The sequence below is a fragment of the Candidatus Brocadiia bacterium genome, assembly GCA_041658285.1.
Taxonomy (GTDB): domain Bacteria; phylum Planctomycetota; class MHYJ01; order JACQXL01; family JACQXL01; genus JBBAAP01.
In genome coordinates this window covers 181,225-204,068 of the sequence record JBBAAP010000002.1, presented here as the reverse complement: position 1 = coordinate 204,068, position 22,844 = coordinate 181,225, and the positions used below count along the sequence as shown (strand labels likewise).

General features: G+C 47.0%; 18 protein-coding genes and 3 tRNA genes. 18 read left to right on the top strand and 3 right to left on the bottom strand.

The features are described 5' to 3' along the window. Nucleotides 1-51 precede the first annotated feature (51 nt). Entirely contained in the window at nt 52-177 is a 126-nt protein-coding gene (locus WC980_02945) for a hypothetical protein (protein ID MFA5794010.1), read from the bottom strand. 232 nt (nt 178-409) lie between these two features. Here WC980_02945 and WC980_02940 point away from each other — a divergent pair, with 232 nt between their 5' ends. The 18 genes from WC980_02940 (at nt 410) to WC980_02855 (ending at nt 18,821) form a co-directional block, all read left to right on the top strand. Next, on the top strand, nt 410-736 hold the full coding sequence (locus WC980_02940; protein ID MFA5794009.1) for a DUF6804 family protein: 327 nt from the start codon (nt 410-412) through the stop codon (nt 734-736). A gap of 1 nt (nt 737) precedes the next feature. Further along, on the top strand, nt 738-2,663 hold the full coding sequence (locus WC980_02935) for a tetratricopeptide repeat protein (protein ID MFA5794008.1): 1,926 nt from the start codon (nt 738-740) through the stop codon (nt 2,661-2,663). A gap of 1,204 nt (nt 2,664-3,867) precedes the next feature. Then, on the top strand, nt 3,868-4,194 hold the full coding sequence (locus WC980_02930; protein MFA5794007.1) for a YbaB/EbfC family nucleoid-associated protein: 327 nt from the start codon (nt 3,868-3,870) through the stop codon (nt 4,192-4,194). A 68-nt stretch (nt 4,195-4,262) separates the two neighbouring features. After that, a complete protein-coding gene (locus WC980_02925; protein ID MFA5794006.1) occupies nt 4,263-6,041 on the top strand; it encodes a hypothetical protein in 1,779 nt (592 codons plus the stop codon). 268 nt (nt 6,042-6,309) lie between these two features. After that, complete coding sequence (locus WC980_02920) at nt 6,310-8,778, top strand: FHA domain-containing protein (protein ID MFA5794005.1); 2,469 nt, start codon at nt 6,310-6,312, stop codon at nt 8,776-8,778. A gap of 6 nt (nt 8,779-8,784) precedes the next feature. Further along, nucleotides 8,785-10,272: a pilus assembly protein PilM gene (gene pilM / locus WC980_02915; GenBank protein MFA5794004.1), complete on the top strand. Its 1,488-nt coding sequence runs from the start codon at nt 8,785-8,787 to the stop codon at nt 10,270-10,272. A 1-nt stretch (nt 10,273) separates the two neighbouring features. Then, entirely contained in the window at nt 10,274-11,053 is a 780-nt protein-coding gene (locus tag WC980_02910) for a hypothetical protein (protein ID MFA5794003.1), read from the top strand. Next, the gene (locus WC980_02905; GenBank protein ID MFA5794002.1) at nt 11,034-13,598 is read left to right on the top strand and encodes a tetratricopeptide repeat protein; all 2,565 of its coding nucleotides are present in this window, start codon (nt 11,034-11,036) and stop codon (nt 13,596-13,598) included. The genes WC980_02910 and WC980_02905 overlap by 20 nt, the downstream gene beginning before the upstream one ends. Beyond that, nucleotides 13,595-14,218 (top strand): prepilin-type N-terminal cleavage/methylation domain-containing protein, encoded by a 624-nt coding sequence (locus WC980_02900; GenBank protein MFA5794001.1) that lies wholly within the window; start codon nt 13,595-13,597, stop codon nt 14,216-14,218. The genes WC980_02905 and WC980_02900 overlap by 4 nt, the downstream gene beginning before the upstream one ends. Continuing rightward, nucleotides 14,175-15,227, top strand: coding sequence for a prepilin-type N-terminal cleavage/methylation domain-containing protein (locus WC980_02895; GenBank protein MFA5794000.1), 1,053 nt, complete (start codon nt 14,175-14,177; stop codon nt 15,225-15,227). Before WC980_02900 ends, WC980_02895 begins: the two co-directional genes overlap by 44 nt. Continuing rightward, entirely contained in the window at nt 15,224-15,829 is a 606-nt protein-coding gene (locus WC980_02890; protein MFA5793999.1) for an energy transducer TonB, read from the top strand. The genes WC980_02895 and WC980_02890 overlap by 4 nt, the downstream gene beginning before the upstream one ends. A gap of 64 nt (nt 15,830-15,893) precedes the next feature. Continuing rightward, nucleotides 15,894-15,966: transfer RNA gene (locus tag WC980_02885), tRNA-Lys, on the top strand. A 142-nt stretch (nt 15,967-16,108) separates the two neighbouring features. After that, nucleotides 16,109-16,182: transfer RNA gene (locus tag WC980_02880), tRNA-Arg, on the top strand. 88 nt (nt 16,183-16,270) lie between these two features. Continuing rightward, nucleotides 16,271-16,353: transfer RNA gene (locus WC980_02875), tRNA-Leu, on the top strand. Nucleotides 16,354-16,437: 84 nt separating this feature from the next. Continuing rightward, nucleotides 16,438-16,599, top strand: coding sequence for a 50S ribosomal protein L34 (rpmH, locus tag WC980_02870; protein ID MFA5793998.1), 162 nt, complete (start codon nt 16,438-16,440; stop codon nt 16,597-16,599). Between the two features lie 2 nt (nt 16,600-16,601). Further along, a complete protein-coding gene (locus WC980_02865) occupies nt 16,602-17,411 on the top strand; it encodes an exonuclease domain-containing protein (protein MFA5793997.1) in 810 nt (269 codons plus the stop codon). Between the two features lie 52 nt (nt 17,412-17,463). Further along, on the top strand, nt 17,464-18,222 hold the full coding sequence (locus WC980_02860; protein MFA5793996.1) for a 7-carboxy-7-deazaguanine synthase QueE: 759 nt from the start codon (nt 17,464-17,466) through the stop codon (nt 18,220-18,222). 14 nt (nt 18,223-18,236) lie between these two features. Continuing rightward, on the top strand, nt 18,237-18,821 hold the full coding sequence (locus WC980_02855; protein MFA5793995.1) for a hypothetical protein: 585 nt from the start codon (nt 18,237-18,239) through the stop codon (nt 18,819-18,821). A gap of 25 nt (nt 18,822-18,846) precedes the next feature. On the opposite strand, the gene WC980_02850 is transcribed toward WC980_02855, so the two are convergent. Beyond that, on the bottom strand, nt 18,847-20,928 hold the full coding sequence (locus WC980_02850) for a WD40 repeat domain-containing protein (protein MFA5793994.1): 2,082 nt from the start codon (nt 20,926-20,928) through the stop codon (nt 18,847-18,849). After that, nucleotides 20,925-22,826: a hypothetical protein gene (locus WC980_02845; protein MFA5793993.1), complete on the bottom strand. Its 1,902-nt coding sequence runs from the start codon at nt 22,824-22,826 to the stop codon at nt 20,925-20,927. The genes WC980_02850 and WC980_02845 overlap by 4 nt, the downstream gene beginning before the upstream one ends. Between the last annotated feature and the right edge of the window lie 18 nt (nt 22,827-22,844).

Below are 22,844 nucleotides of genomic sequence, written 5' to 3'. Positions count from 1 at the left end.
AACTATACCGGGCTGAAAGCCGTTCCCTTCCAACAGCCCGGTATTAAACCATTAACTATCCCCTGGCAGTTTGTGGCGCCGAAGCGCCATGGCGCCCTTATGGCGCTCAAATGGTAGCATCATGCCAGAGGCAGATCCGCCTTTGGCGGAAATTACCTGCCAGGAATAGTCAACCATAATAGCTACATTTTCCGGTTGACTATACAAAGTGTAGATTATTTGGCAATATTTTTATGATAAAGAGGTGAGTCTAATTCGCGGCTAAATAATTGACACTTTCTGTAAAACGGCTATGCTATGAATAGAAAATCTAGTGAAAGGAAAGTTGTAGCGGTGTCAAAAAGGGTAAAACAGAATTCAGTATGGTGTCCCCCGAATTTGGTCCGGATAATAAAAGGAACGAATATTTATGGGATTTGTAATTGCACGTATTGTAGCGATTGCCTTGCTCTTTTGGGCGTTGGATAAGCATCCGTATGATTATTATACCATGCTTAGATTGGTAGTTTGCGGAGTTACTGCTTATGGGGTATTCTTTGCTTCTGAAAATAAAAAAATAGGTTGGGCTTGGGGCTTTGGTATTATAGCTGTTTTATTTAACCCTATAATCCCGGTTCATTTGGATAAAGACACTTGGGCTCTTATTGATGTTATGGCTGCTATTATTCTAACCGTGTCACTTTTTATGGTGCGGAAGCAAAAAACGAAGCGCGAAGAGAATGAGGAGAATATTTAATATGATAGTATGCCCTAAGTGTAATTTGGAAAATTCTGATGACTCTAAGCATTGTGATTGTGGCTACGATTTTGAAACAAAGACAGTATCGAATGATACGCATAATTCAAATATTATTCTAGTTGATCAATCATTTATAGATTTAAAAAGTCAGATATTTTTACTTTTCCCAATATGTTTAATATTAAGCGAGTTACTCGTGGATGTAACCTTTGCTAGGGGTCTTCAAATGATTGGTTCCTTAATGTGGTTAATAACTTTAGGTTTTGACGTAAAGGAAATTAACTTAGCAAGAGAGCAGCGTGGACAAAGTAAGTTAATTAACGGCGTGGTATTAATATTTGGAGGGTGGCTCTTATTCTTTATAACTTACCCCTTATGGTTATTTGCACGAGCTAAATATTTTAGCATAGGTAAAATTACCGCAATAAGTGGCACGATATTAATGCTTGTATTTATTGCTATGCTGGGTATTCCCCGATGGATGCATAAAGGGGGGGAGCTTTCAATGGAAGATCGAGATGCATTTAAAACAATAATGCTTTCTGTATTGCAAAATGAAAATGGGTTAACTCAAAAAATACACAAGGATTTTTGGAGTATAATGGATAAGAATATGGCTAAAAATGGCGAATTGAGTAAGGACCAAATGAAATTTATGCGGGAATCTGTAGTTGGGTTAGTATCAACCTATCAAAAATATTTTTGGGAGGATGCTCTCCAATCACTCAAAAATAGTAGTCCCTATAAAAGTAAAGATAGGGGGAATTATGAGGATTATTTATTAAAAAATAAGCTAGCAAATGCAGAGCGAATAAAGAGAAATAACGATCTAATGCAACTGATTGTTGATCGCGTCCCAGTCTCTTTCTCACCAACAGAACAAAAAATAGTCGTTACGGAGGAAATGGCAAAAACGCTTTTAAATAATCTGGATGGTTCGACAAGGAGGCTGGATAATTTATTTAATAGGAATTATTCCAAGTTTGAACAAGAAGTGAAGAATCCCACTGAAACTGAAGCATTAGCAAGCTCGCTTGAGATTATGACGCAAGCGTCTACGTTTTTTAATTCAAATGATTATAAAAAAGCATCTGAATTATATGAAAAGGCGATTCTTCTGTACCCTAACAATGAGTTAGCATATGTACTTCTTGGGAAATGTTATGCTGAATTAGGGGATCGTGAAAAAGCCAAAAAATCATATGAAAAGGCGCTTGTTATAAACCCTCTTTACCCCGCAACATATCTAAATCTTGGAACTCTTTATTATGATGCAAGGGATACCGAAAAAGCAATCTATTACTGGAATAAAACAGTGCAAATAGATGCTGATTTTGTTTCAGCATATAAAAACTTGAGTATTCTTTATGCCGAAATGGGTGATTATAACAAACTAATAGATATTTATAAAAATATTGTTCGCATTGAACCAAATAATTTTGAGGAATATAATAAATACGGTATCGTTTGCGATAAAGTAGGCGATTCAGGCCAAGCTATTACTTGTTACAATGAATCAATTAGGCTTAACCCTAAATATGGTTTTGCATATGGAAATAGAGGCTTAGCTTATTATAACAAAAACAATCTTGATCAGGCGATAAAAGATTTTAACGAAGCAATAAAATTTAACTGTAGAACTATTTTTACGTATTTTAATCGGGGGTGTGCTTATTACTATAAAACGAAAACAGATAATGCAATCCTGGATTTTTCTGAAGCAGTTAAAATTGAAGCTAAAACAAATGAAGAAAGGCATGCTCGAGGATCTGCCGCAATATTATTAGTAGAACTTGGATCGAAAAACAGGATTCCTAAAAATATAATTGCTGATATACAGCTTATTCTGAAAGAAGAAAAGGATGAAGACTTGAAAAAGCGCGCATATGAGGCACTGAAAGAGTTAAATGTTGATATAAAATAATCACTTTGCTTTTATCTTCCTATAAGCTTATCAATGCAGCTAGTAAAGGATGCAGTCGAATTAAGCGGCAAAGCGGGACAGACCACTAATTTTGTTATTTGTTAATTAAGCCCACTTTCCCGCTTTAAGGCGGGACTTCACTGCGGTTACGCAAGGCATCATTTCTTGGGGAGTAGCGTTTCCCTGGTGACACACACCTGATTTTGTAATCAGCCTGTCAGGCTCATTCCCGGGCGCTGTTTTTCCAAATCGGCTCAAACCATACCCCCCGGGTAATATAGTTTACCTCTAAGGGGAGTATAGATTACCTGTATGGGGCATATACTTTATCTCTAAGGGGCATATAGTCTGTCTCCAAGGGGAGTATAGTTTCCCTCTATGGGGGATATAGATTATCTATTAGGGGAGTATAGTTTATATCTATGGGGCGTATGGTTTATCTATATGGGTGGTATAGTTTATATATAGGGGGCATATAGTTTACCTGTAGGGGGCGTATAGATTATCCATAAGGGGGGGATAGTTCATATCCATAGGGCATATAGATTGTATCTATGGCGGGTATAGATTATTTGTATGGGAGATACTCTTACCCTCTATGGGGTATACTGGTACCCCCGGGGGGGTATACCCCTACCCCCCACCGGGGGGTGGGCTCTTACGGCATTAGCCAAGGCGTATCCCACGGCCGTAAATACACTAAATAAGCCCATTTCAGGGTGTTCTTTACTATAAATCCTAATATAATGCATATTTAGAGGGGGGGAGAGATACCTACCCCCCTCCCCCCTAACCCCTAATATCCCTATCGCAAAGGGGTACTATCCCTGTCGCAAACGGGTACTAGGCGTATCGAAAACCTCTGCCGGGCGTATCGTAAATCCATACCCTTTTGAGAAAAACAGCGCAAAAATATTTCCGCCGCAAGTTTGTCCCGCTCCACGAAGTTTATCCTGAGTACTCGAAGGGCTTCGGGGAGTGCATAGCCTCCAGCGGTCACTAATCCTGCTCCCTATGGTCGCTGGATAAGGTGCCAGTAGACTCACTATGTTCGCACTGGCACTAATCCCGCTCCACTTCGTTACGAGGATAAGAGACAGATAACGTTATAGCCCGATTAAAATCGGGCCGTAACTAACTGTCTCTAAATTTTCTTGACATTTGCAAGAAACGGGCTATATTGGATATAGAAAGAGGTGCGAATATGTTCGGTAATAAAGGCGGAATGGATATCGGAAAGCTCCTTAAGGAGGCGGGCGGTTTCCAGAAGGAAATGGCCCGGGTCCAGGCGGAGCTGAATGAACGCGTGGTCGAGGGCACGGCCGGCGGCGGGATTGTCAAGGCCTATGTCAATGGCGGGCTGGAGCTGCTGAGCGTTAAAATCGCGCCGGAAGCCGTTAATCCAAAGGAAGTAGATATCCTTGAGGACCTGGTGACCGCGGCCACCAAGCAGGCTTTCCAGAAGGCCAATGATATGGTTAAGGAAGAGATGAAGAAGATTACACCGGCCGGTTTGCCGGGTATGTTTTGATAGATTTTTATGTCGTGTTTCCCGCTATAAGCAGCGGGATCCCGCTGCGGCGTGAAAGGAGCGATGTTATGAAGAAATTAAGTCTGCTGGCAGTTCTGGGTTTGATAGTGGCGATGACGTTCAGGGTGATGGCCGCCCCGGCCGGGACTCCTGACCCGGAATCTGAGCTGAAGAAGGCCATCAAGGACCGTAATGTCACCCAGGCCCGCAAGTCGGCCGAACAGGTGGCTAATAACAACACCGATAAGTCCTTCCAGTCGCTCCTGAGCATAGTCAAGAACCTTCAGATGGAGGATATGGAATATTACTGGGCGATTCTTAACGCCATGGCTAATTTCACCAGCGCTGATGTGGTGGTCAAGATGTCCGATTTTGTGGTCAAGAGCAAGTCGTCGCCCATAGCCAAGGATATGCTGGCCGCGCTCAAGGGCAACAAGAACAAGGAAATCCTGCCGCTCCTGGCCGCGGTGTTGCAGTCCGGCACGGATGAGATGAAACTGATGGTACTGGAACACCTGTCCGAGATTTATTTCAAGGACACGGTCAAGGTTCTGGTTGATTTTATGGCTACGCTGGATGATAAGAAGGATTCGGAATGGGTTCGCCGGGTGGCTGAGGCGCTTTCCAGCGTTACCGGCCTGGAGCGGGGCAGTTATGTCCAGAGCTGGACCTATTGGTGGAACGAGAATAAGGACAAACCGGAATCGGAAATCATAAAGCCCAAGCAGGGCTCGACATCAGAAACCGGCACGGCGGCAGACAAATTTAATTATGTAAGGAACACGGCCTTTAACCGCTTAAAACAAATGCCCAAGGACAAGATTATCGTGGTCAGTGCCTTTGATTCCTGTCCGGACGGCAAGGACCATAACTTTGACCATATCGAGGCAATCCTGGAAAAGTTCGGCATCCCGCACACCGTGGTCAAGAAGAAGGATTTTGACGTTGATACCTACAAGCTGGATGACAAGTGGTTCGTGGGCATCAACTGCAACTTCTTCAAGATGCATTGCACGGCGCCGACCTGTTTCGGTACCTCGGAAAAGGGCGACTGGCGCACGGTGCGTTGCGGCGGGCCGGAACCGCACAACCCCAAGGAAAACAGATTTAGTGATAGGACTGTCAAGAAGATTGAAGAGTTCGTTTCCAACGGCGGGTTCCTGTTCACCGAGGACGCGGTCATCGAGGAACTTTTGGAACGTGGCTTCGGCGGCGCGGTCCGGCACAGCACCTACCTGCAGGAAAAGGTGGTAAAGATTTTCCCGGCCATGGGCGCGTCAACCCATCCGTATCTCAAGGGCGTGTTTGAAAAGATTGACAAACCCGATTCTCCCGGTTTTGGGATGGGCGAAGGTATGGGGGGTATGGGAGGCATGGGCGGTATGGGTGGAATGGGCGGCATGGGTGAGGCGCCGCCTCCGGAAAAACCCAAAGGCGATACCGGCACTATGTCCGTCAAGGTCAAGTCTAGCGCCGGGAAGGCTTCCTGGAAGATAGATAATGACAGCCCGGACCTGATTGTGGCTAAGCCGGCATTGGTTACGGTTTTGATAGTTACTCCGTCCTTGAAGGGCGGCACAAAGGAAACCGGCGGCGCACCGCTGGCCGTGACTTTTGCCTATAACAGGGATGCCGGTCCGATGCAGGTTATTTCGGCCGCGGCCACCGGCGGCTCGGGCTACAGCGGCGTTCCTATGGTACTCTTAAAATCAGGCCGGGTTTTGCACGTGATGAGCCATTTCGGCAAACAGCAGTCGGGTGATGACGAGTTCCCGCTCCAGAACCTGATTGTTAACTTCTTTGTCGAGCTGAACGAGCGCAAACTGGGCGAGGCGCGCAAGAAGTAACCGTATATCCGGCAGGCGGGCCGGTTGGAGTTCCTCCTTAGGGCGAGGTTTCTACTCGCATTAGCCCCGATGATGCTTTGCTCATCGGGATAAGACCCACTAAGTCACTGTGCCTGCCGGCAGGCAGGCTCCAAGTGGCTCTAATAATCCCGCTCCACTTCGTTTCGGGGATAAATGCCACTATGTCGCTACGCTCCAAGTGGCACTAAACGATGGCTGTTTTTTATTGACGCGCCACTCCAAAATGATACCTTTATTATCTTAAAGTATGAGCCAGATTATCTACAAATTCGAAGGCGGCCAGGAAACAATCCAACTGGATAAGGATGTTATTTCCTTTGGCCGCAGTCCGGACAATACCATTTCTATCAGGAGCGAGAAGGTTTCTCGCAAACACGCCGAAATACGCAAATCTGGCGATGGTTTTGTGGTTATTGACCTGGACAGCCGCAACGGCACTTATGTCAATTCCGACAAAATCAAGGAGCATAAGCTTGAGCCGGGGGATACCGTCAAAATAGGCGATGCGATAATCATATTTGAGCGTGAAGTAACGGTTCCGGAGGCCAAGCCGCCCGAACCGGAAAAGCCGGTTGTCCAGGACCAGCCGGTTGAGGATAAAAAACCGGTTGAACCGGGAACACCGGCCGGGCCCCAGCTGATAGTCAAAAACGAGGGCCGGACGGATATTTTTCCTTTGGATAAGGATGTTATTTCCATCGGCCGGATTCCGGACAATACCATCGTGATTCGGAGCGATAAGGTTTCGCGCCGGCATGCGGAAATCAGGAAATCAGGCGATGTCTTTACGGCGGTTGACCTGGACAGCCATAACGGCATCTATGTCAACGGCGAAAAGGTTACGGAACGCCGGCTGGATATCGGCGATGAAATAGCCATCGGCGAGGCGGTCATAATTTTCGGCAAGGAACTGGAGCACAAGCCTTGGTCCGGTGGCATGGGATTTCGTCCGCTGGGCGCTGAGGAGTTCGTCAGTAAATCACCAAAGAGCTTGGCCGGCGCGGTCGGCGCGGTGGCCGTGGTGCTTTTGGCAGTCGCGGCTTTTATCTATTTCTACGCCGGCAAATCAGGCGGTGGCAATACTATCGCTCAGAATCTGCTCGGGCGCAATGCTTCATTTGAAATAATCCGGACTAATTCAACCGAGCCGCTGGACTGGACAATTCCGGAAGAATATAAGAATTGCGTGAAAGTAACCAATACCGAGAAACAATCCGGCGACAAATCGCTGGTGCTGGAAAAGACCGTACAGGATAAGGATATCTACTGCGAGGTCACTTATGACGCTGCCATCAAAGGCGGTAAGTCCGGATACGTTTTTGGAGGGTATATCAAATCTGATTCATTCAGTAAGTCATTTGCCGGGTTTAAGATATCCTGGTTTAAGGAAGGCGAGGTTATGCCTTTTGCCGAGAATTTTACGGAGTTGATATACAGCCCCGGCCAGTGGCAATCTCTTGTGGCTACGGCTATGCCGCCGGTACAGGCTGTCTTCGGGCGGTTTTCTTGCGTGGCGGTGGACAAATTCGCCAAGGTTTATTTCGACAGCGTTTTCGTGAATAAGAATTCTGAATTGGTGTCGGCCCCGACCCGGTACGAAATCGGCGACCCAGATATGAAATTATCGGTTCAGCCTAACGGCATCTGGAGGTTGGAGCAGAAGGCATATCCGATGTTGATGCAGGGTGAATTAATTATCGAAAGCAACGGCATTGCGACGCGTCAGGGGTTTAGCGGTAACGGTAAAGTTGTGGCTTCCGAGCCGGGCGGCATAAAACTGGAATCTCAGATGGTCCATCCGGAAACGCTTAATTGGGTCAAAATCCAGGAGGAGCTGGACATCCTGCCGGCATTGGCCATTAATTATTCCGCGGAGAACGCCCGGGCATCGGCCGGAACCACGGTTTCGGTGGCTTTCCAGATTCCGCTTACCAAAGTCCGGCAGAATGTTCGCTTGATGTCGGCCAGCCAGCTTCGGGAGAAATCCTATTTTGACAGTATCGATGAGCCGGATATCATAGAGCTTAACCTTGACTTGCCGGACCGGGTGGTGGTAATTAAGTATACCAAACCGGTTAGGATACGGACCGTTAAGCGTTCGGAGACGATGGAGTTTATTCAGACTTTCCCGGTTGATATAACAGCGTTGGGACTGGAATTCAGCCAGCGGCCGCTGTTGGGCGATTTGACCGCTACCGCTGAGGATGAGCTTAAGAAAGCCGCGGAGATGACCCGACAGGGACAATCCGGAAAGGCGATAGAGATATATAATAACATCATGCGCCAGGTGGACAAGAAGCATGATTTGTATCAGCGCGCCGTGAACGAGATGTCGGCATTAGAAGTTAACGCGGAAAATGAAATTAAGGATATTACTGAGGAGGTTCATTTTGCCCATATTTTAAGTGATAATAAAATGTATATGGATGCTTTTGCCAGATCCAGGCAGTTGGCCAAAACGTATAAGAACACCAGATACGAACAGGATGCCCAGAAACTGTCCGAACAGATAGAATCAGAGACCAAGGAGAGAGAGAATACCCAGTCAGAATCTGGCGCCAGGAAAATACTGGCTGTCGCGGACAACTGCCGAAAAGAAAAGAACACCGATTCAGCCGCTTGGTTGTATGCGCGGGTGATAGAGCGATACCCTGGGAGCGGCGAAGCTGAAGAGGCTCGCCAGAAAATAGCGGAAATAAATAATCCGCCCAAATAAAATAATATGTGGACCGGAATAGACATAAGTAACTCGGCAATTAAGGTAGTTCAGGTGAACCGCCGGCTGAATGGCAGCTATGAAGTAACCGGTGCGGCTCGGGTGAAATTCCAGATGCCTGAGGATGAGTCGCGTTTTTCCCAGGTTATCGGCATGGCGCTGGCTCAGATATTTAATGAAACCGGATTGATGCCTGACAACTGCGTTCTGGGCGTTACCGGCAAAGAGATTAATTTACGGGTTACCCATATTCCGCCCACTCCGAGCCGGGCCAGATTACAAAAGATGATGGAATACGAAGTCATGCAGATTGCCGGTAAAAGCAGTGAAAATGTTTATTCCGACTACGCCGAGATGACGTTGCTGGGTAAGACCTATCCCGAGGTTCCGGTGATGGTCGGATTGGCCAAGAATACTTATATCGATGACCGGATAAGGCCGTTGCGTGAGCGTGGTGCTAACCTCAGAAATATCTGCCCGAGGGCCATTGGTTTATCCAATGCGCTCAGGGCCAGTCAGATGCTTAAGCCGGCGGAAATCGCACTGCTGGTTGATGTTGATAAGGAAAACAGCGAGATTATCATTCAGCAGGGTGAGCATCTTATCTTTGCCCGCAATCTGGGCGGTGGAACCGAACAAATCGAGCCGCTTATCAGTTCAGCCGTTTCATTCGCCAAAACGCAGTTGAAGCTTGATTCTTTGGTCATCGACAGGTTCCTGTTATCAGGTGATGTGGATAAAAATGCTTTTGACAGCCTGTTGGCGTCGCTTAACATGAAATTTGAGGTTTTTGAGCCGTCTAACGAAATGGCCATGAGCGGATTAAAAGTAGAGGCCCGGGACAGGTTGGCTAAAACACCCAATGATATGGCGATTGCGCTGGGGTTAGCTATGTCCGGTTATCTGCCGCACAAGGGACAGATTTCGTTCTTGCCTCCTGATATCAAGAAGAAAATAAACCTTTACCAGATACGCTTGCCGTTGATCGGGGCAGCGGTGATATTTGCGGCGGCTATGATTATGTTGGCGCTGAATAACTGGCAGGAATCCGGGCAGGAGCGCAGCAAACTGAACAAACTGGAATCCCAGAAGAAGTTTTATGTCCAGCAAGCTGAACAGTTCAAGAAGCTTGAAACCAAAAAGAATAACCTCAGGGTTCAGTATGAAAAACTTAATCAATTGCAGGAGCGGGGCGCTTTCTTTTATGAGACGATTAATATGCTTAGGCAGTTGCCTGATACGGCTTGGATAAAAGACCTTAGTTTTACGGTAGTGCCGCCTAGTCCCAAGGACAAGAATCCCAGTGAATCTAAAGTAACGGTAATTCGGGGGTATCTGGAGGACGATAGCCCGTCTTCGCTGGAGAATCTTAAGAATTTTGTGGCCGGACTGAACCAGGGCGCTACTGGAAGCAAGGCTTCTCTGGAAAAATTGAACAAACCTGATGTGGTGATGCCTCAGGGCAAGATGGAATTTGAAATAACCATAAAATAATATGCAGTTAATAGAGCGTTACAAAAGTGCGTTTACATGGAGCGGACTGATAATCGGCTTGATAGCCGTATTGTACCTGGTTACCGTGCCGTTTTCGGCCAGCACCGATAACCTGAAAAAACGACAGCTGGATATAGCTCGCGAGATAGAAAAGAACCTGTCCGCAGGCGTTTATCGTGACGAAAAGAATGTTCAGGTTTTGTCCGAAGAGATTAAATACGTTGAAGCCAAGCTGGCTCAAATCAAAGGGCAGGTGAATTTTAAATCCGGTTTGGAATACCAGTTGCCGGCCGCCAAGCAGGAATGGTTGATTACACTGCAGGCTAAAGCCAGGGCGCTTCAGAAGAAGATGGAAAAAATTGCCGCTGATAAAGGCGTGCAGATACCGAATTCAATTGAAATCCCTTCGGATATTCAGTCGGATGCCATACCATTGTATTTCGAGAAGCTGGATATGATGGAACAACTTATGAATTATGCGATTGAAAGCGACGTTGATGAGGTGGCGGCTATCGGTTTGAGCGCGGTGCTCAGCGACTTCGGGTCGACTAGTTCCGGCGGGAAACCGGTCAATCCGGCAGACGCCGCTAATATAGTGTCGATAAAGGTGTCTGGCAGTTTTAAATCAATAAGTAAATTTATTTACAGATTAACCAGTGCGACACGTTTGCTCTGCCTGGAAAAAGCCGTATTGGAAACTGCCAAGCCTGAACTGGATAAAGTTACCATAACCATAGCCGTTAGCGCAGTTAAGGTGAAAGATGATAATCAGACTAAATAGAGAGAAAAAACTTTTAGTAGTTTCGGTGCTTATCCTGATTGGCGCATTGCTCTGGAATTCACTCAAGCCCAAGCCGGTTGTTCAGGATGATGTTGCGGTTCAGGGTCGGGCTAAGGGGTATTTTTCGTCCGAACTCAAAACAACCGGAGTATCCAGGAATTATAACACCATTCAGGCCGGCCGGCCGTCGCCTTTCAAAGTTTCATCATCCAAAGAAGATGTTAAGATAGACCTGCCCTTGCCGGAAATTATCATTAAATCGCCGGTGCTAACGGTGTTGGCCCCGTTACCCGGGCCGCCTTATGACACGGATAAGTTTTTCCGGCTATCAGCCGCTATTTCCAAGGCGGCTGGCTTAGTAATGCCTGATACCGCGAAACTGCCAAAGATGGAAACTTTGGAGGAGATCTTTGGTAACATCGCCCCGATAGAGGAGGAACTGCCGCCTAAAATAGACCCGGATTATCGCGAGGATGATGTGTTGGTATTGGGGTCGGGTGAGAAGGTCTATGGTCGAATAGTTAAACAAACAAAGGACACGGTTATTTTTACCCCCAGGAATTTCAAACAGTCTATCGAATACAACAGGGCTGATATCCGTGATGTCAAGCCCTATCAAACTATTCGCGAACAGTATCAGGAGCAGGTTAAGAACACCCCGGATAGTAATGCGGATGGCCAGTGGCGCTTGGCGTTGTGGTGTTTTGAGAAAAATATGGATGTTGAAGCGGTTAAGGCTTTGCAGAATGCCATTAATGCCGCTAATGCTGAAATTAAATATTATCTGCGATTGGCCGAATATTATGCGGCTCAGATGGATACGGATAAGGAATTATCAGTTTACCAACAGGGGCTTAAGTCGCTGGCTGTAAACAAGGAGATTTTCTACGAAAGATTGGGTGATTTGTCTGAACGCATGGGGCTGCAGATAGAGGCTCTGGCTCATTATGAAACGGCTATTAAAATACATCCGCATTACGTGCCGGCCTGGTTGAAGCTGGGCGATTTGCAGCTGGCCAGGGGCGATTATGAGCAGGCCGGGAGCTGTTACCAGCGTGTTCAGGAGATAAGCCCTAATGAACCGGTGTTGCCGCAGAAAATAGGCATACTTGAATTCCGGCGTAATAATCTTAATAAAGCAAAGGAATTGCTGGAAAAACAGGTTGTTTCGGCCAATATTCTCGGCATTATCGCTGTGCTTTCGTCTGATTACGTCTCTGCCGTTAAATACTTTGAGGACTCCATCAGGAATTCACTTGAAGACCGGGCGCTGGCGTTGACGAACCTGGCTTATCTTTATATGGTTTCCGGAAATAGCAAAGAAGCGGAATTATTGTTTAGCGAGGCTGCCAAGCAGGACCCGGCCAGCGTTGCCCCGATTATCGGATTAGGTTATCTTAAATGGATGAATAAGGATACCGAAGGCGCTTTGTCCCAGTTTAACCTGGCGATAAAGACTATGCCCAGCGATTTCTTTGCCTATTATTCGCGGGGTCAGTTGTATTTTTACATACGTAATGATGAAATGGCCAGGAAGGATTTCACTTATTGCTTGGAATCCAACCCGTCGTTCCCGGGAACGCTTTACTATCTGGCTTCGATATCTTATGAAGAAAAACGTTTTATGGACGCGGTGGACTATTACCGGATATATATCAAGAATAATCCGGTACCTATGGCTCAGGATCAGGCTAACCTGGGCATTGCTTACGCGGCCAGCGGCCAGTTTGATAAGGCGGTCAGCGTCCTTAATCAAGCATTAGCCATAAAACAGGATTACATCCCGGCATTGAGTGCGTTGGCTTATATAGAGTTTGCGAACAACAACGCCAAGAAGGCTATTGAGATCCTTGAAGAAGCGCTTAAGCTCGATTCCGAAGACGATTACAGCAAGCGCATTTATAATATGATTAAGAGGGCCTCGACATTGGTTATTTGGATTGATGATTTTAAGAGGCCTGACGGAACCAACATCGGCAGGGGATGGACCGAGAACGAAAAATACGGTATTGAAGTTTCCATTGCCGGGCAACGTTGCGTTTTTTCAGGCAAGCAGTCAGTAACCGACAAGGGTATTACTTCACTTGAAATGCTTAAGAACAGGGTGGCTTTTGTCCGGATTGAGGTTGAATTTGAATCACAGAAGGATAAATCCGAAAAAGTAATTGGTTTTTATATTGCTGACCAGACAAAACGCGGGATGCTTTTTATCGCCAACGTCAATAATAAATTATGCTACGGCATTTCTCGCAAGGCCGATACCCCGCCGGTTGAATGGAAAGCGCTTAAGGATACGCAGATGGTCACTAACAGCTACAAGATTGCTCTGGAAAAGATTATGACTATGGTTGGTCGTAGAGAGGTGGAGGAATTTGAATGCTCGTATAATAACGAATCCGTGGATATCATCCCGGCCAAAGACCTGGATTTCTTGAGGTCAAATAACCAGTCGCTGGTTATCGGCGTGTTCGGATACTCTCCGCTCAATAAAAAATGGGAATTTGCGGCCAGAAATATTAATATGTTTGAAACGAAGGCGAAATGAAAAGAACGAGTGGTTTTACATTAATAGAAATGTTGGTGGTTATTGCAATAATAGGCATCCTGGCCGGATTGCTTTTGCCGGGGCTTATGAAGAGCAAGGCGCAGGCCCTGCGTAGCACCAGCAAGGCCGAGATTGCTCAGGTTAAAGGCGCGTTGGAACAATACTACGCCAATTTTGGAGATTACCCGCCGACTTGTTTGAATGATATCCTGCCCCAACCTATGGTGGATGGGGTCAATGCCGGAATTGAGTCATTGGTTGCCTGCCTGGCTTCCCGGCAGAAAGGCGGACCGTTTTTGAGAGACTGGCCGGAAAAGCGGTATACTAATACGGATAATGACGGTGCCGGTAGTAACCTGACCGATTGGTGGTTCGGCGATAACCAGCTCAGGGAGATTGCCGACCCCTGGAACAATCCTTACATCTATTTTAACGCTAGGGATTATGATACCGCCGGGCAATACTCTTCCTATGTAAAAATGGATGGTATCGATGTGACCTGTGCGCCCGGATTTAATAGTAATACCTCTGCTTTCTGCGCGCCGAACTCATTTCAAATATTATCCATTGGGCCGGATGAAGAAAGCGGGACTGAAGATGATGTTAACAGTTGGGATTAAAAAAGGCTTCACCTTGGTAGAACTATTGGTGGTATTCTCCATAATCGCTGTTATCGGCGGTATGGGGTTGGCCGTCTGGTCTCATTCCGGCAAACAGGTTGGTTTCCAGGCCCAGCGTGGGGAAATCGCATCTATGATTCAACTGGCTCAGAGTACGGCGCGTATAGAAAAGCGCAGCGTGAGCATAACAGTCGACCCAGCCGTGAAAGAGGTCTATTATATCGCTAAAAGGGTTTTTGGATTATGGCATTTTGAGGATTATTCCTCGGAGACGAATTCCACTACCGGCGCACTTAATCTGGCTAATCAGTTTAATGGTTCGGTTAGTATAGTCAGGGATGGTTATGTGGGCGGTGGTCTTTTTTTAGAATACCGGGCTGATAGTTCATCCTGGTGCCAGATAGATAGAATTCCTCTTTTAAACAGGGCGGACGGACTTATGGTTGAGGTGGCTATATATCCAATGGTGATAACGCCTTCAGACCGGACCATCCTGGAAAAATCCGGAGAATTTAACCTGATGCTGGCCGCCGGTGATTTTATAAGCCTGAGTTTTGGCCAGTCAACCATAAGCACCACTTGGAATTCCATACCTTATGACCGGTGGTCAGTATTAAAATTCATGTTTGAGCCGGATGTTTACGGCACAGCTCAGTCAAATGGCAAGCTATCGCTTTACGTTAATAACCAGCTGATGGAGGAAATTTCCGGTATTGCCAAGGCGGACGGAGGTGATGCGCCTATAATAATCGGCAGCAAGGAAAATGGAGTTTCATTTTTTGGGATAGTTGATGAACTTAAATTCAGCGGTTTGGCTAAATCCGAGGCGATTAAACTTGATCCGGTAGATACAACCGTAGATGTGGTAATGCCGGACGGTAGATCCGCGGCATTGACTCAGCCGCTCACCCTGATTATTAATAAGGACGGAACGTTGACCGGCGGCGCGGTTAAACTTAGGTTTACTTCCAATGGCGTGCATGACAGCTTTGAGGTGGCCGTCAGATGATAATAAGATTCGGATTAAAGCATAGCCTGGCGCTTTCAGCGCTTATTCATCTGGTGGCGCTCGGGATAATTCTGCTGTCAGCCCCGGACCGCAGGGATTATCTGGTAGTTTCCGGAGCTCGTAATACCCCTGATTTTAGCGTAATGATTCAGCCGAATCAGTCTCCCGAAAATGTAGTCCGACAGCTGGATGATGCGGTGGCCATAGAGAATCAGAGCCTTTCGCCTCGGGAATCATTTTCGTCAGACGCCATTGCGATTAAGGCACCGGTTTCATACAAGCGTATTAAGATGCTTAATGAAATAATCGTAAGTACTTTTGCCAAACCGCTTCCGGACAGCATTAAAAATAATCCACCGGTTTATCCCTATGCGGCTCAGAAGGAAAACCAGGAGGGCGTGGTGATACTGCTGGTTGATGTTGGGCCGGGCGGTGAAGTATTCCGGATTGAAGTTATCCAGTCATCTGGTTATGCCCTATTGGATCGGTCCGCCCAGGAATCCGTTAATAAGTGGCGGTTTGCTCCAGCTAAAAAGAACGGCAAGCCGGTCTACGCTCAGGTTCGGATACCCGTTCGGTTCCGCCTGATAGAAAGCCAATGACTATAATTTATACACCTCAAAATATTTGACTTGCCTTGACTATTTGCTATAAGAAAGAAATTGTGCGCCTTTAGCTCAGCTGGTAGAGCAGCTGACTCTTAATCAGCGGGCCGTAGGTTCGAATCCTACAAGGCGCATTTTTTTACAGATGTCGGACGTGGTGTGCTGAAAAATAGGCGCCTGTTCGTTCTTAGTAATTTGATTCGTGATTTGGGATAAATAATTTTATTTTCACATTGGGCGCGGTTGTGGATAAAGGTTTAGTCTAGTAATATTTCCGCCCCCGTAGCTCAAATGGATAGAGCAACGGATTTCTAATCCGTAGGTTGCAGGTTCGACTCCTGCCGGGGGTAGACCTAATATGTCGGCCTCGCGCCGTTATCCCGCTAAGGCGGAATAACGGGGCGAGTGGCGGAATTATCAGGCCGCGTCCCGCCGTCTGCGCGGGTGGTGGAATTGGCAGACACGTAGGATTTAGGATCCTATGCCGAAAGGCATTGCGGGTTCGACTCCCGCCCTGCGCAGATGCGGGATTCGGGTGGGGTGGAGGTTCGAGTTCTCTCTTGCCCATGTAACGGATTTACATTGTTTATTGAAAGGAGCATAATATGGGTTTAACTTACAAGCCATCAAAGACGTGCCGCAGGCGGAAACACGGTTTTAGGGCTAGGATGAAAACTAAGGGCGGACGCAAGGTTCTGGCTCGTCGGCGAGCCAGAGGTTGCTGGAAACTGTCCGTCAGCGAGGAGCCTCAACTCAAACGAAGGTGAAAATGAGCCAGAGTTTTGTTGCCTTTGATCTGGAAACCACCGGTCTCTATCCGATCAAGGATAAAATCGTGGAGATAGGGGCGGTCAGGTTTAACGGTGATAAAACTATAGATACATTCCAATCGCTGGTTAACCCGGGGATTTCCATACCGGAAGAGGTTATTGCCATTCACGGCATCACCAACGAAATGGTTCGGAACGCACCATTTGAAAAGGATGCCGTTGAAATCTTCCTTGATTTTATCAAGTCTGACATTTTACTGGCTCATAATGCTCCCTTTGACGCCGGATTTATTATGGCCGCGGTTGCTCAATACAAGATAAGTGTTCCCCGAAACAGCCTTGTTGATACTTGCGAGCTGGCTAAGAAATTCATCAAGGGCGTTAAGAATTACAAGCTGAGTACGCTCGGTGAATATTTGAATATCAAAGATACCCGTTACCACAGGGCCATGGCCGATGCCGTAGCCGGGATGGAGGTTTTTCGGGCTGTTATTAGGAATCTGCCCAAAGATACGCCGGCGGATAGTATACCGTTCCGTACCGGGCAGAGCCTGAAACTGGATGATTTCGTATTTGATAATATTGATTTGGATCCTGATAAACTTCTTTTGAAGGATGCCGTAAAAGAAGGGTTTGACGTTTGTATCGAATACCGGAATGGTAATGGCGAATATTCAAAACGCCAGGTTTCGCCGTTTAACCTGTATTGTTTTCGCGGTAAGGGTTACCTGGCAGCTTTCTGCCGTCAGGCCCAAGAGCCAAGGCAGTTTCGCGTGGATCGTTTGGTGTCAGTGTCTAAAATCGGATAAGAGGCGGTTTCGTTTTATTTGGTTGAGAAATCACCGGTAATATGTTTTGGATATGCATAGCGCTAGAATTGTTTCGATATTTTCATCAATTCAGGGTGAAGGGGTATTTGCCGGAAGACCGCAACTGTTTATCCGCCTAGCCGGGTGCAATATTAGATGCGAGTATTGCGACACGCCCGAATCGTTGAAACCGGTTAAGTCAGCCCGGATTGAGGCCAATCCTTTTTCTGGTAAGGAACGGGAAAATTCCAACCCGATAACATCTGCTGTGATTGTCAGAAAACTGCTTAATCAGATAAAGTTATTCTCGGATTATCACGCTTTGTCTGTAACCGGAGGCGAACCGTTGCTTGAGACGAAATTTCTTAAGGAGGTTTTACCGGCTGTGCGTCGGGAATTGCCGGTCTTACTGGAAACCAACGGCTTGTTGCCTGAACGTCTAAAGGAACTAATAAAGTTAGTAGATATTATTTCTATGGATATTAAGATGCCTTCGGACATCGGCCGGAAAATAAACTGGCAATCGGTGTACCAGTTTCTTAAGATTTCATCAATAAAACCGGATACATACGTTAAGGTGGTTTTGACCGACAAAACCGACCGAAACGAGTTGCTGGTAGCCCGAAGCGTTATTCATAGAGTTGGCAAGGATATTCCGCTGGTGCTCCAGCCGGTTAGCCGGCTCAATTATCACCGTGGATTCAAGTGCCCGTCAAATGAGAAGACAATGAGCGTTTATCGGTTGATGAAGGAAAGATTAAACGATGTGCGCATCATACCCCAGATACATCGATTGATGCACTGGAAATAGCGGGATTGTGTTTTATGGTAATGCTTTGCCCGAGGTGTGCTTATCCCAATCAACCTTACATATTGAAATGCCAGCGGTGCAATTCCCAACTCCGTTCTGAGGAAGAAGCCAAGCATAATAATGAGGAGTGGGTTATCCTGCCGGAAAAAATCAGGATTGAGTTTGAGGATAATTATAAATTAGCTCAGGAGCATTCCAGACGGATAATGGCTTTTTCATTCAGGAAGAAGTTTAAGTATGTTTTGATGGGCGGGATTATGCTGGGCGTGGTTGGTTTTCTGAATTGGTTTGTCAGGTTTTTAACGATGTCTGATATATTAGATTCAGTAGGGGGCATATTGTTTTTTATTTCTCCTGAAATAATCGCGGGTGGGATTGCCGGATTCCTGTTAATAAAAAGCCGGGGTGGGCCTCACAAAGGAATGATTTTATTTATCAGCGCTTTTATTGCTTCGGCTGTTGTTAAATACCTGCTTAATTGGGTTGATATGCCTTTTACCGATCCGTTTGGAACTATTGAATTCCTGTATCTGAGCTTAGTGGTGCTTTGTTTGGGGTATTTGATGGGGCAACACATCTATATTAAATATTTCGCCTGAGGGTGGTGCCTCAAACCAGCTGGGTTTATTTAGTCGTGAATTCTTCCTGTCTGATGCCGGCGTTGCCGTCCGCGTCGATGACTCTGAGTGCAACCACATGCGTGCCAGGTGCGATGCCTTTGATTTGGAACGAGAACTTCTCCGTCCGGTTATCGAACATATTATCCAACGGAAAAACCGTTTCCCAGGGCCGGCCGTCCAATGAATATTCAATCCGGGCGATATAATTAAAGTTGTCTTCAACCTCGCCGGAGAATTCGTTATCCTTGATAACCAGATTTTTTACCGTTGGTTTGGTATTGTCCACGACAACAAGCTTTGAGGTTTTGCTGTCGGTCAGACTGCGGGATTCCGGGTTATTGCGCTCGTCGGTAGCCTTGACCTTGATGAAATATTTTCCGTCATCTGTGGATTCGGTATTCCAGATATATTCCGGCGTTACAATTAAATCATCCTGGTTCAACAGTACCCACTGGGTTTGGTTTTCTTTACGGTAATAAATCTGGTAGCCGAGCGGGTCGTTGTCCGGGTCATAAGCCTGGTAGATAATCTTTCGGGCGAATATCCGCTGAGGCATAAAAGGCGATGCCTGCTGTCCTTCCAGCGGCTTTTTGACAGCTTCTATCCGAAGATCGTTGATTCTGGGTTGCTGGTTGGCAACCAGATAGGCTATTGAAACTTTGGACAAGTAAGCATCCTTTGTATTAAGGGCTGACCGGACCTGGATATACCGGCCGGGGTTGATGTTAATCTTGCCCGGAGCGGTTATTTCGCTTGACCAGGATGACCAGGTATCATCAGGCTTATTGGTATTGCCGGTCCGGACCGATAGAGTGATATCTTTGGTATTTTCCCAAGAGATATTTCCCCATTCGGCTGCAAACTTGGCGTCGAATACCTCTGAAGTATAAGTGCCGGTGGTCGCCTCGGCAGCCGGGTAAAGATAAATCCCGCCCGCGCCGCCCGCTGCCAGGGCTTTTAGCTCATTAGCCTGGTCAGTGATCAGGGCCATAATATTGCTGGCGTCCAGGTCGTAGGGTATGGCGAAGCTGGCGTCCGGCATAATCTGGAAAATCTTACCGCTGTTATCGGTAGAAGCCAGAAGGTGTTCTTTTTTGTCAGATTGGAAGTATTTCAGGTCAGTCAGGTAAGACTTATCAAAGCGGACCAATTCCCTGACTTTATTATCCGTGGTAAAGATAAAAACAGATGACTGGACCGGCGGCTTCTCCCGGGGCGGTGGCGGCGGGGCTGAAATAGGCATGGGCGCTTCTGTTTTCTTGGCTTCCTCAGCCGATGATTTTACCGCGCCCAGAAATTCCTGGGGCATCATCTTAATGCCGCTGTTTATTGCCAGGTAAACGACCTTGTTGTCGGCCGCCAGGGCGATAGACTTTATTTCATTGTCCCCGAAATCATAAAGCAATTCCGCTTTTTTCTCGGGGCTGGTTTTCATCCGGTAGAGCATAGCCGGGTAGCTGGTTGCGAAATACAGGGTATTATCCCGGTCAAAAGCCAGGCACATGATATGCAATCCTTTTTTGGCTTCGTAAAATGTCTCGAACTTGCCGTCCGGCGCGATTTTGTATATATTAGGCACCGGCCCGGTTGAGGCGTAAAGCGACTTGTCGTCAGGTCCGAAGCTCAGCTTCCAGACGTAAGCGATTGGCAGCTGGCAGAATATGCCGCCCTTGCCGTCACGGTTGACTTTGTATATCCGGCCGTTCGGAATGGTCGCGAAAAAAAGCTCGTTATCCGATGAAATTGCCATTGAGGTTACCAGCGTTTCGGTTGTGGTGAAGAATTCTTCCAGCTTGTTTTCCTTTTCGGACAGCTTGTAGATTTTACCGCTGGCCGAGCCAAAATAATAAGTGTCTTTCTTGTCCGCCACGCCGGTCCAGAGCGTTAGTTCGTTGTTGGGCGCCGCTATCTTGACAGGTTGTCGGCCCAAGGCTACTTCGCCGGCCGGGGTCATTAGGGTGTTCTCAAAATCGCCCTTGGCTATCTCAACCTTGTTGTTGAGATCCCAGTATGTGGTATTGACCGCCAATGCTATCGGAGTGAAAATAGTCAAACATAATATAGCGAATATGAATCTGTGGCTCATTTTTTTCTCACTTTCAATCTGACTGAATCAGAACCTTTTAATATATATTCCGTTTCCGTGAATATCTTCAAGGCGTTGTTAATGAGTTCATACCGGTCGTTAACGCTGGCCAGAGAAGCTTGATTATGGCTTTTGACGTTAACCGGCTCGCGTGATTGGTTGATAATCGAGCTCAAGACCGAGTTAGGCAGGTCTTTCAGGGATTTGCCGTTATAAAGCAGGTTGGTTGACCTGATGGGAATAACAGTTATCAGGGTATTCGATTCGTATAATGACTTAAGAAAATAAATCATCTCTTTGATGCTGGTCGGAGTGGGCAGTTCTGGCATGACATTATCTCCGGAGGTAATCTCTATATTCAGGTCCTGGTTTTCCATGTCATCCGGGATGACGAATTGGACGGTCCTGATGACCTCCGGTTTCTTGTCAGGTTTAAGCGCTACAAAAAGCTTGACCAATTCGCCCGGTTTAACCTCATCTTTTTCCAGCCAGGTATTCCTTATGAATGCGGTCCGGTCTTCGTTAATCACCTTTAGGTCAACCGCTATATTTTCCAGTTTGATATCTTTGTAAGGGTTATTCCAGAGCGGTCCGAGCAGGTCGTAGAATAAATCTCCCAGTACCGGCGAGGTCACTCCGTAAGAACTGGCCAGGTGGCGCGTGAAGGTTATCGGTTCGTAATCTTTTATTTTCATGGTTACGATTGATTCCACCGTAGTTCGTCCTTCGTTAGGCTCGCTTACGGTTATGGCGCTGGCAATGGCGTATCTCAGGATAAACGGGGTTATATCCTTGTGGTGGACGATTTCCATATTGAAATCATTCTTGACGCCGGTTTTGAGATTGGCGATTTTGATGCTTAACGGGAACATAGGGGTTTTCTTGCCCATAACGCCGGCCACGCAGAACTGGCGGTCCTGGGTGATAGATCCTATTTCCTGCGTTCCGGCGCCTAATTTGAATGACAATGACTGGCGCGGTATCGTGCCGAAGATATATGCTTTGCACATGGGCAAGAGCGTCTCGCCCACCAGGTCCATATAATGCCCGAAGGCCGTCAGCCGATTGCCTTCGACGTAAGTGACCGTGCCTATGCCGGTCAAATCCAGGTCGCCCCGGGCCATTGGGATTCCCAGCGCGCTGCCCGGTTCAATCGGTCCGGGCACGTCGTAATCGGTGCCCGCGCCGCCGGATTGTATCGGATAAAGGTTGAATTGCTTTAAATCCTGTTCGAAATATTTCATCAGCTTGGGATGCAGTCCGGCCACGAACAGCGGCGTCATCAGCGGTCTGAGCGCGCCCGAATCGCTGTTCTGGGCGTCAATGTTGTTTTTGGGTTTATTATCAGACCGGGCCATTAGCGTATCGGGTTCGGAATCAATCCGCGATTCCTTTTCCAGCGGTTTGTTCATCTCTTCTATCATATATTCGATAGGCGTAACCCCGCCCAGCGGTTCCTTGCTGTAGCCCCAGCCGAATGCCAGAGCGCCGACCAGCCGGCCTTCAGGTTCGTTTATTTCATCGACCACCAGGTAGACCGGGCTGCCGCTCATTCCCTGGATGATGCCGGCATTATCGGTGATATGATGGTTGACCCGGACCAGGATGGCGTCGTGCTTGGGCGTGGTGTTTTTAAGGATGCCGAAAACCTCGACCCCGAATCTTTCGATTCGGCTGCCTTCAAATACGGTTTTACCGTAACCTTTCATGCCGATGCGGACATCGGCCACCTTCATTATCCGCGGGGGAGTTATCGGGCCGAATTGTTCCGGAATAGCTTCTTTGGCCGGCTTGTCGATTATTGGTTTGTCACCTTCGGAAAATCCCAGAGAGGGCAGTGTCAGCAGGAATGTAAGAAACATTCCCATGATACCCAGGTCGGATTTTTTATATGCCATAAGTCCCTGACAATACTT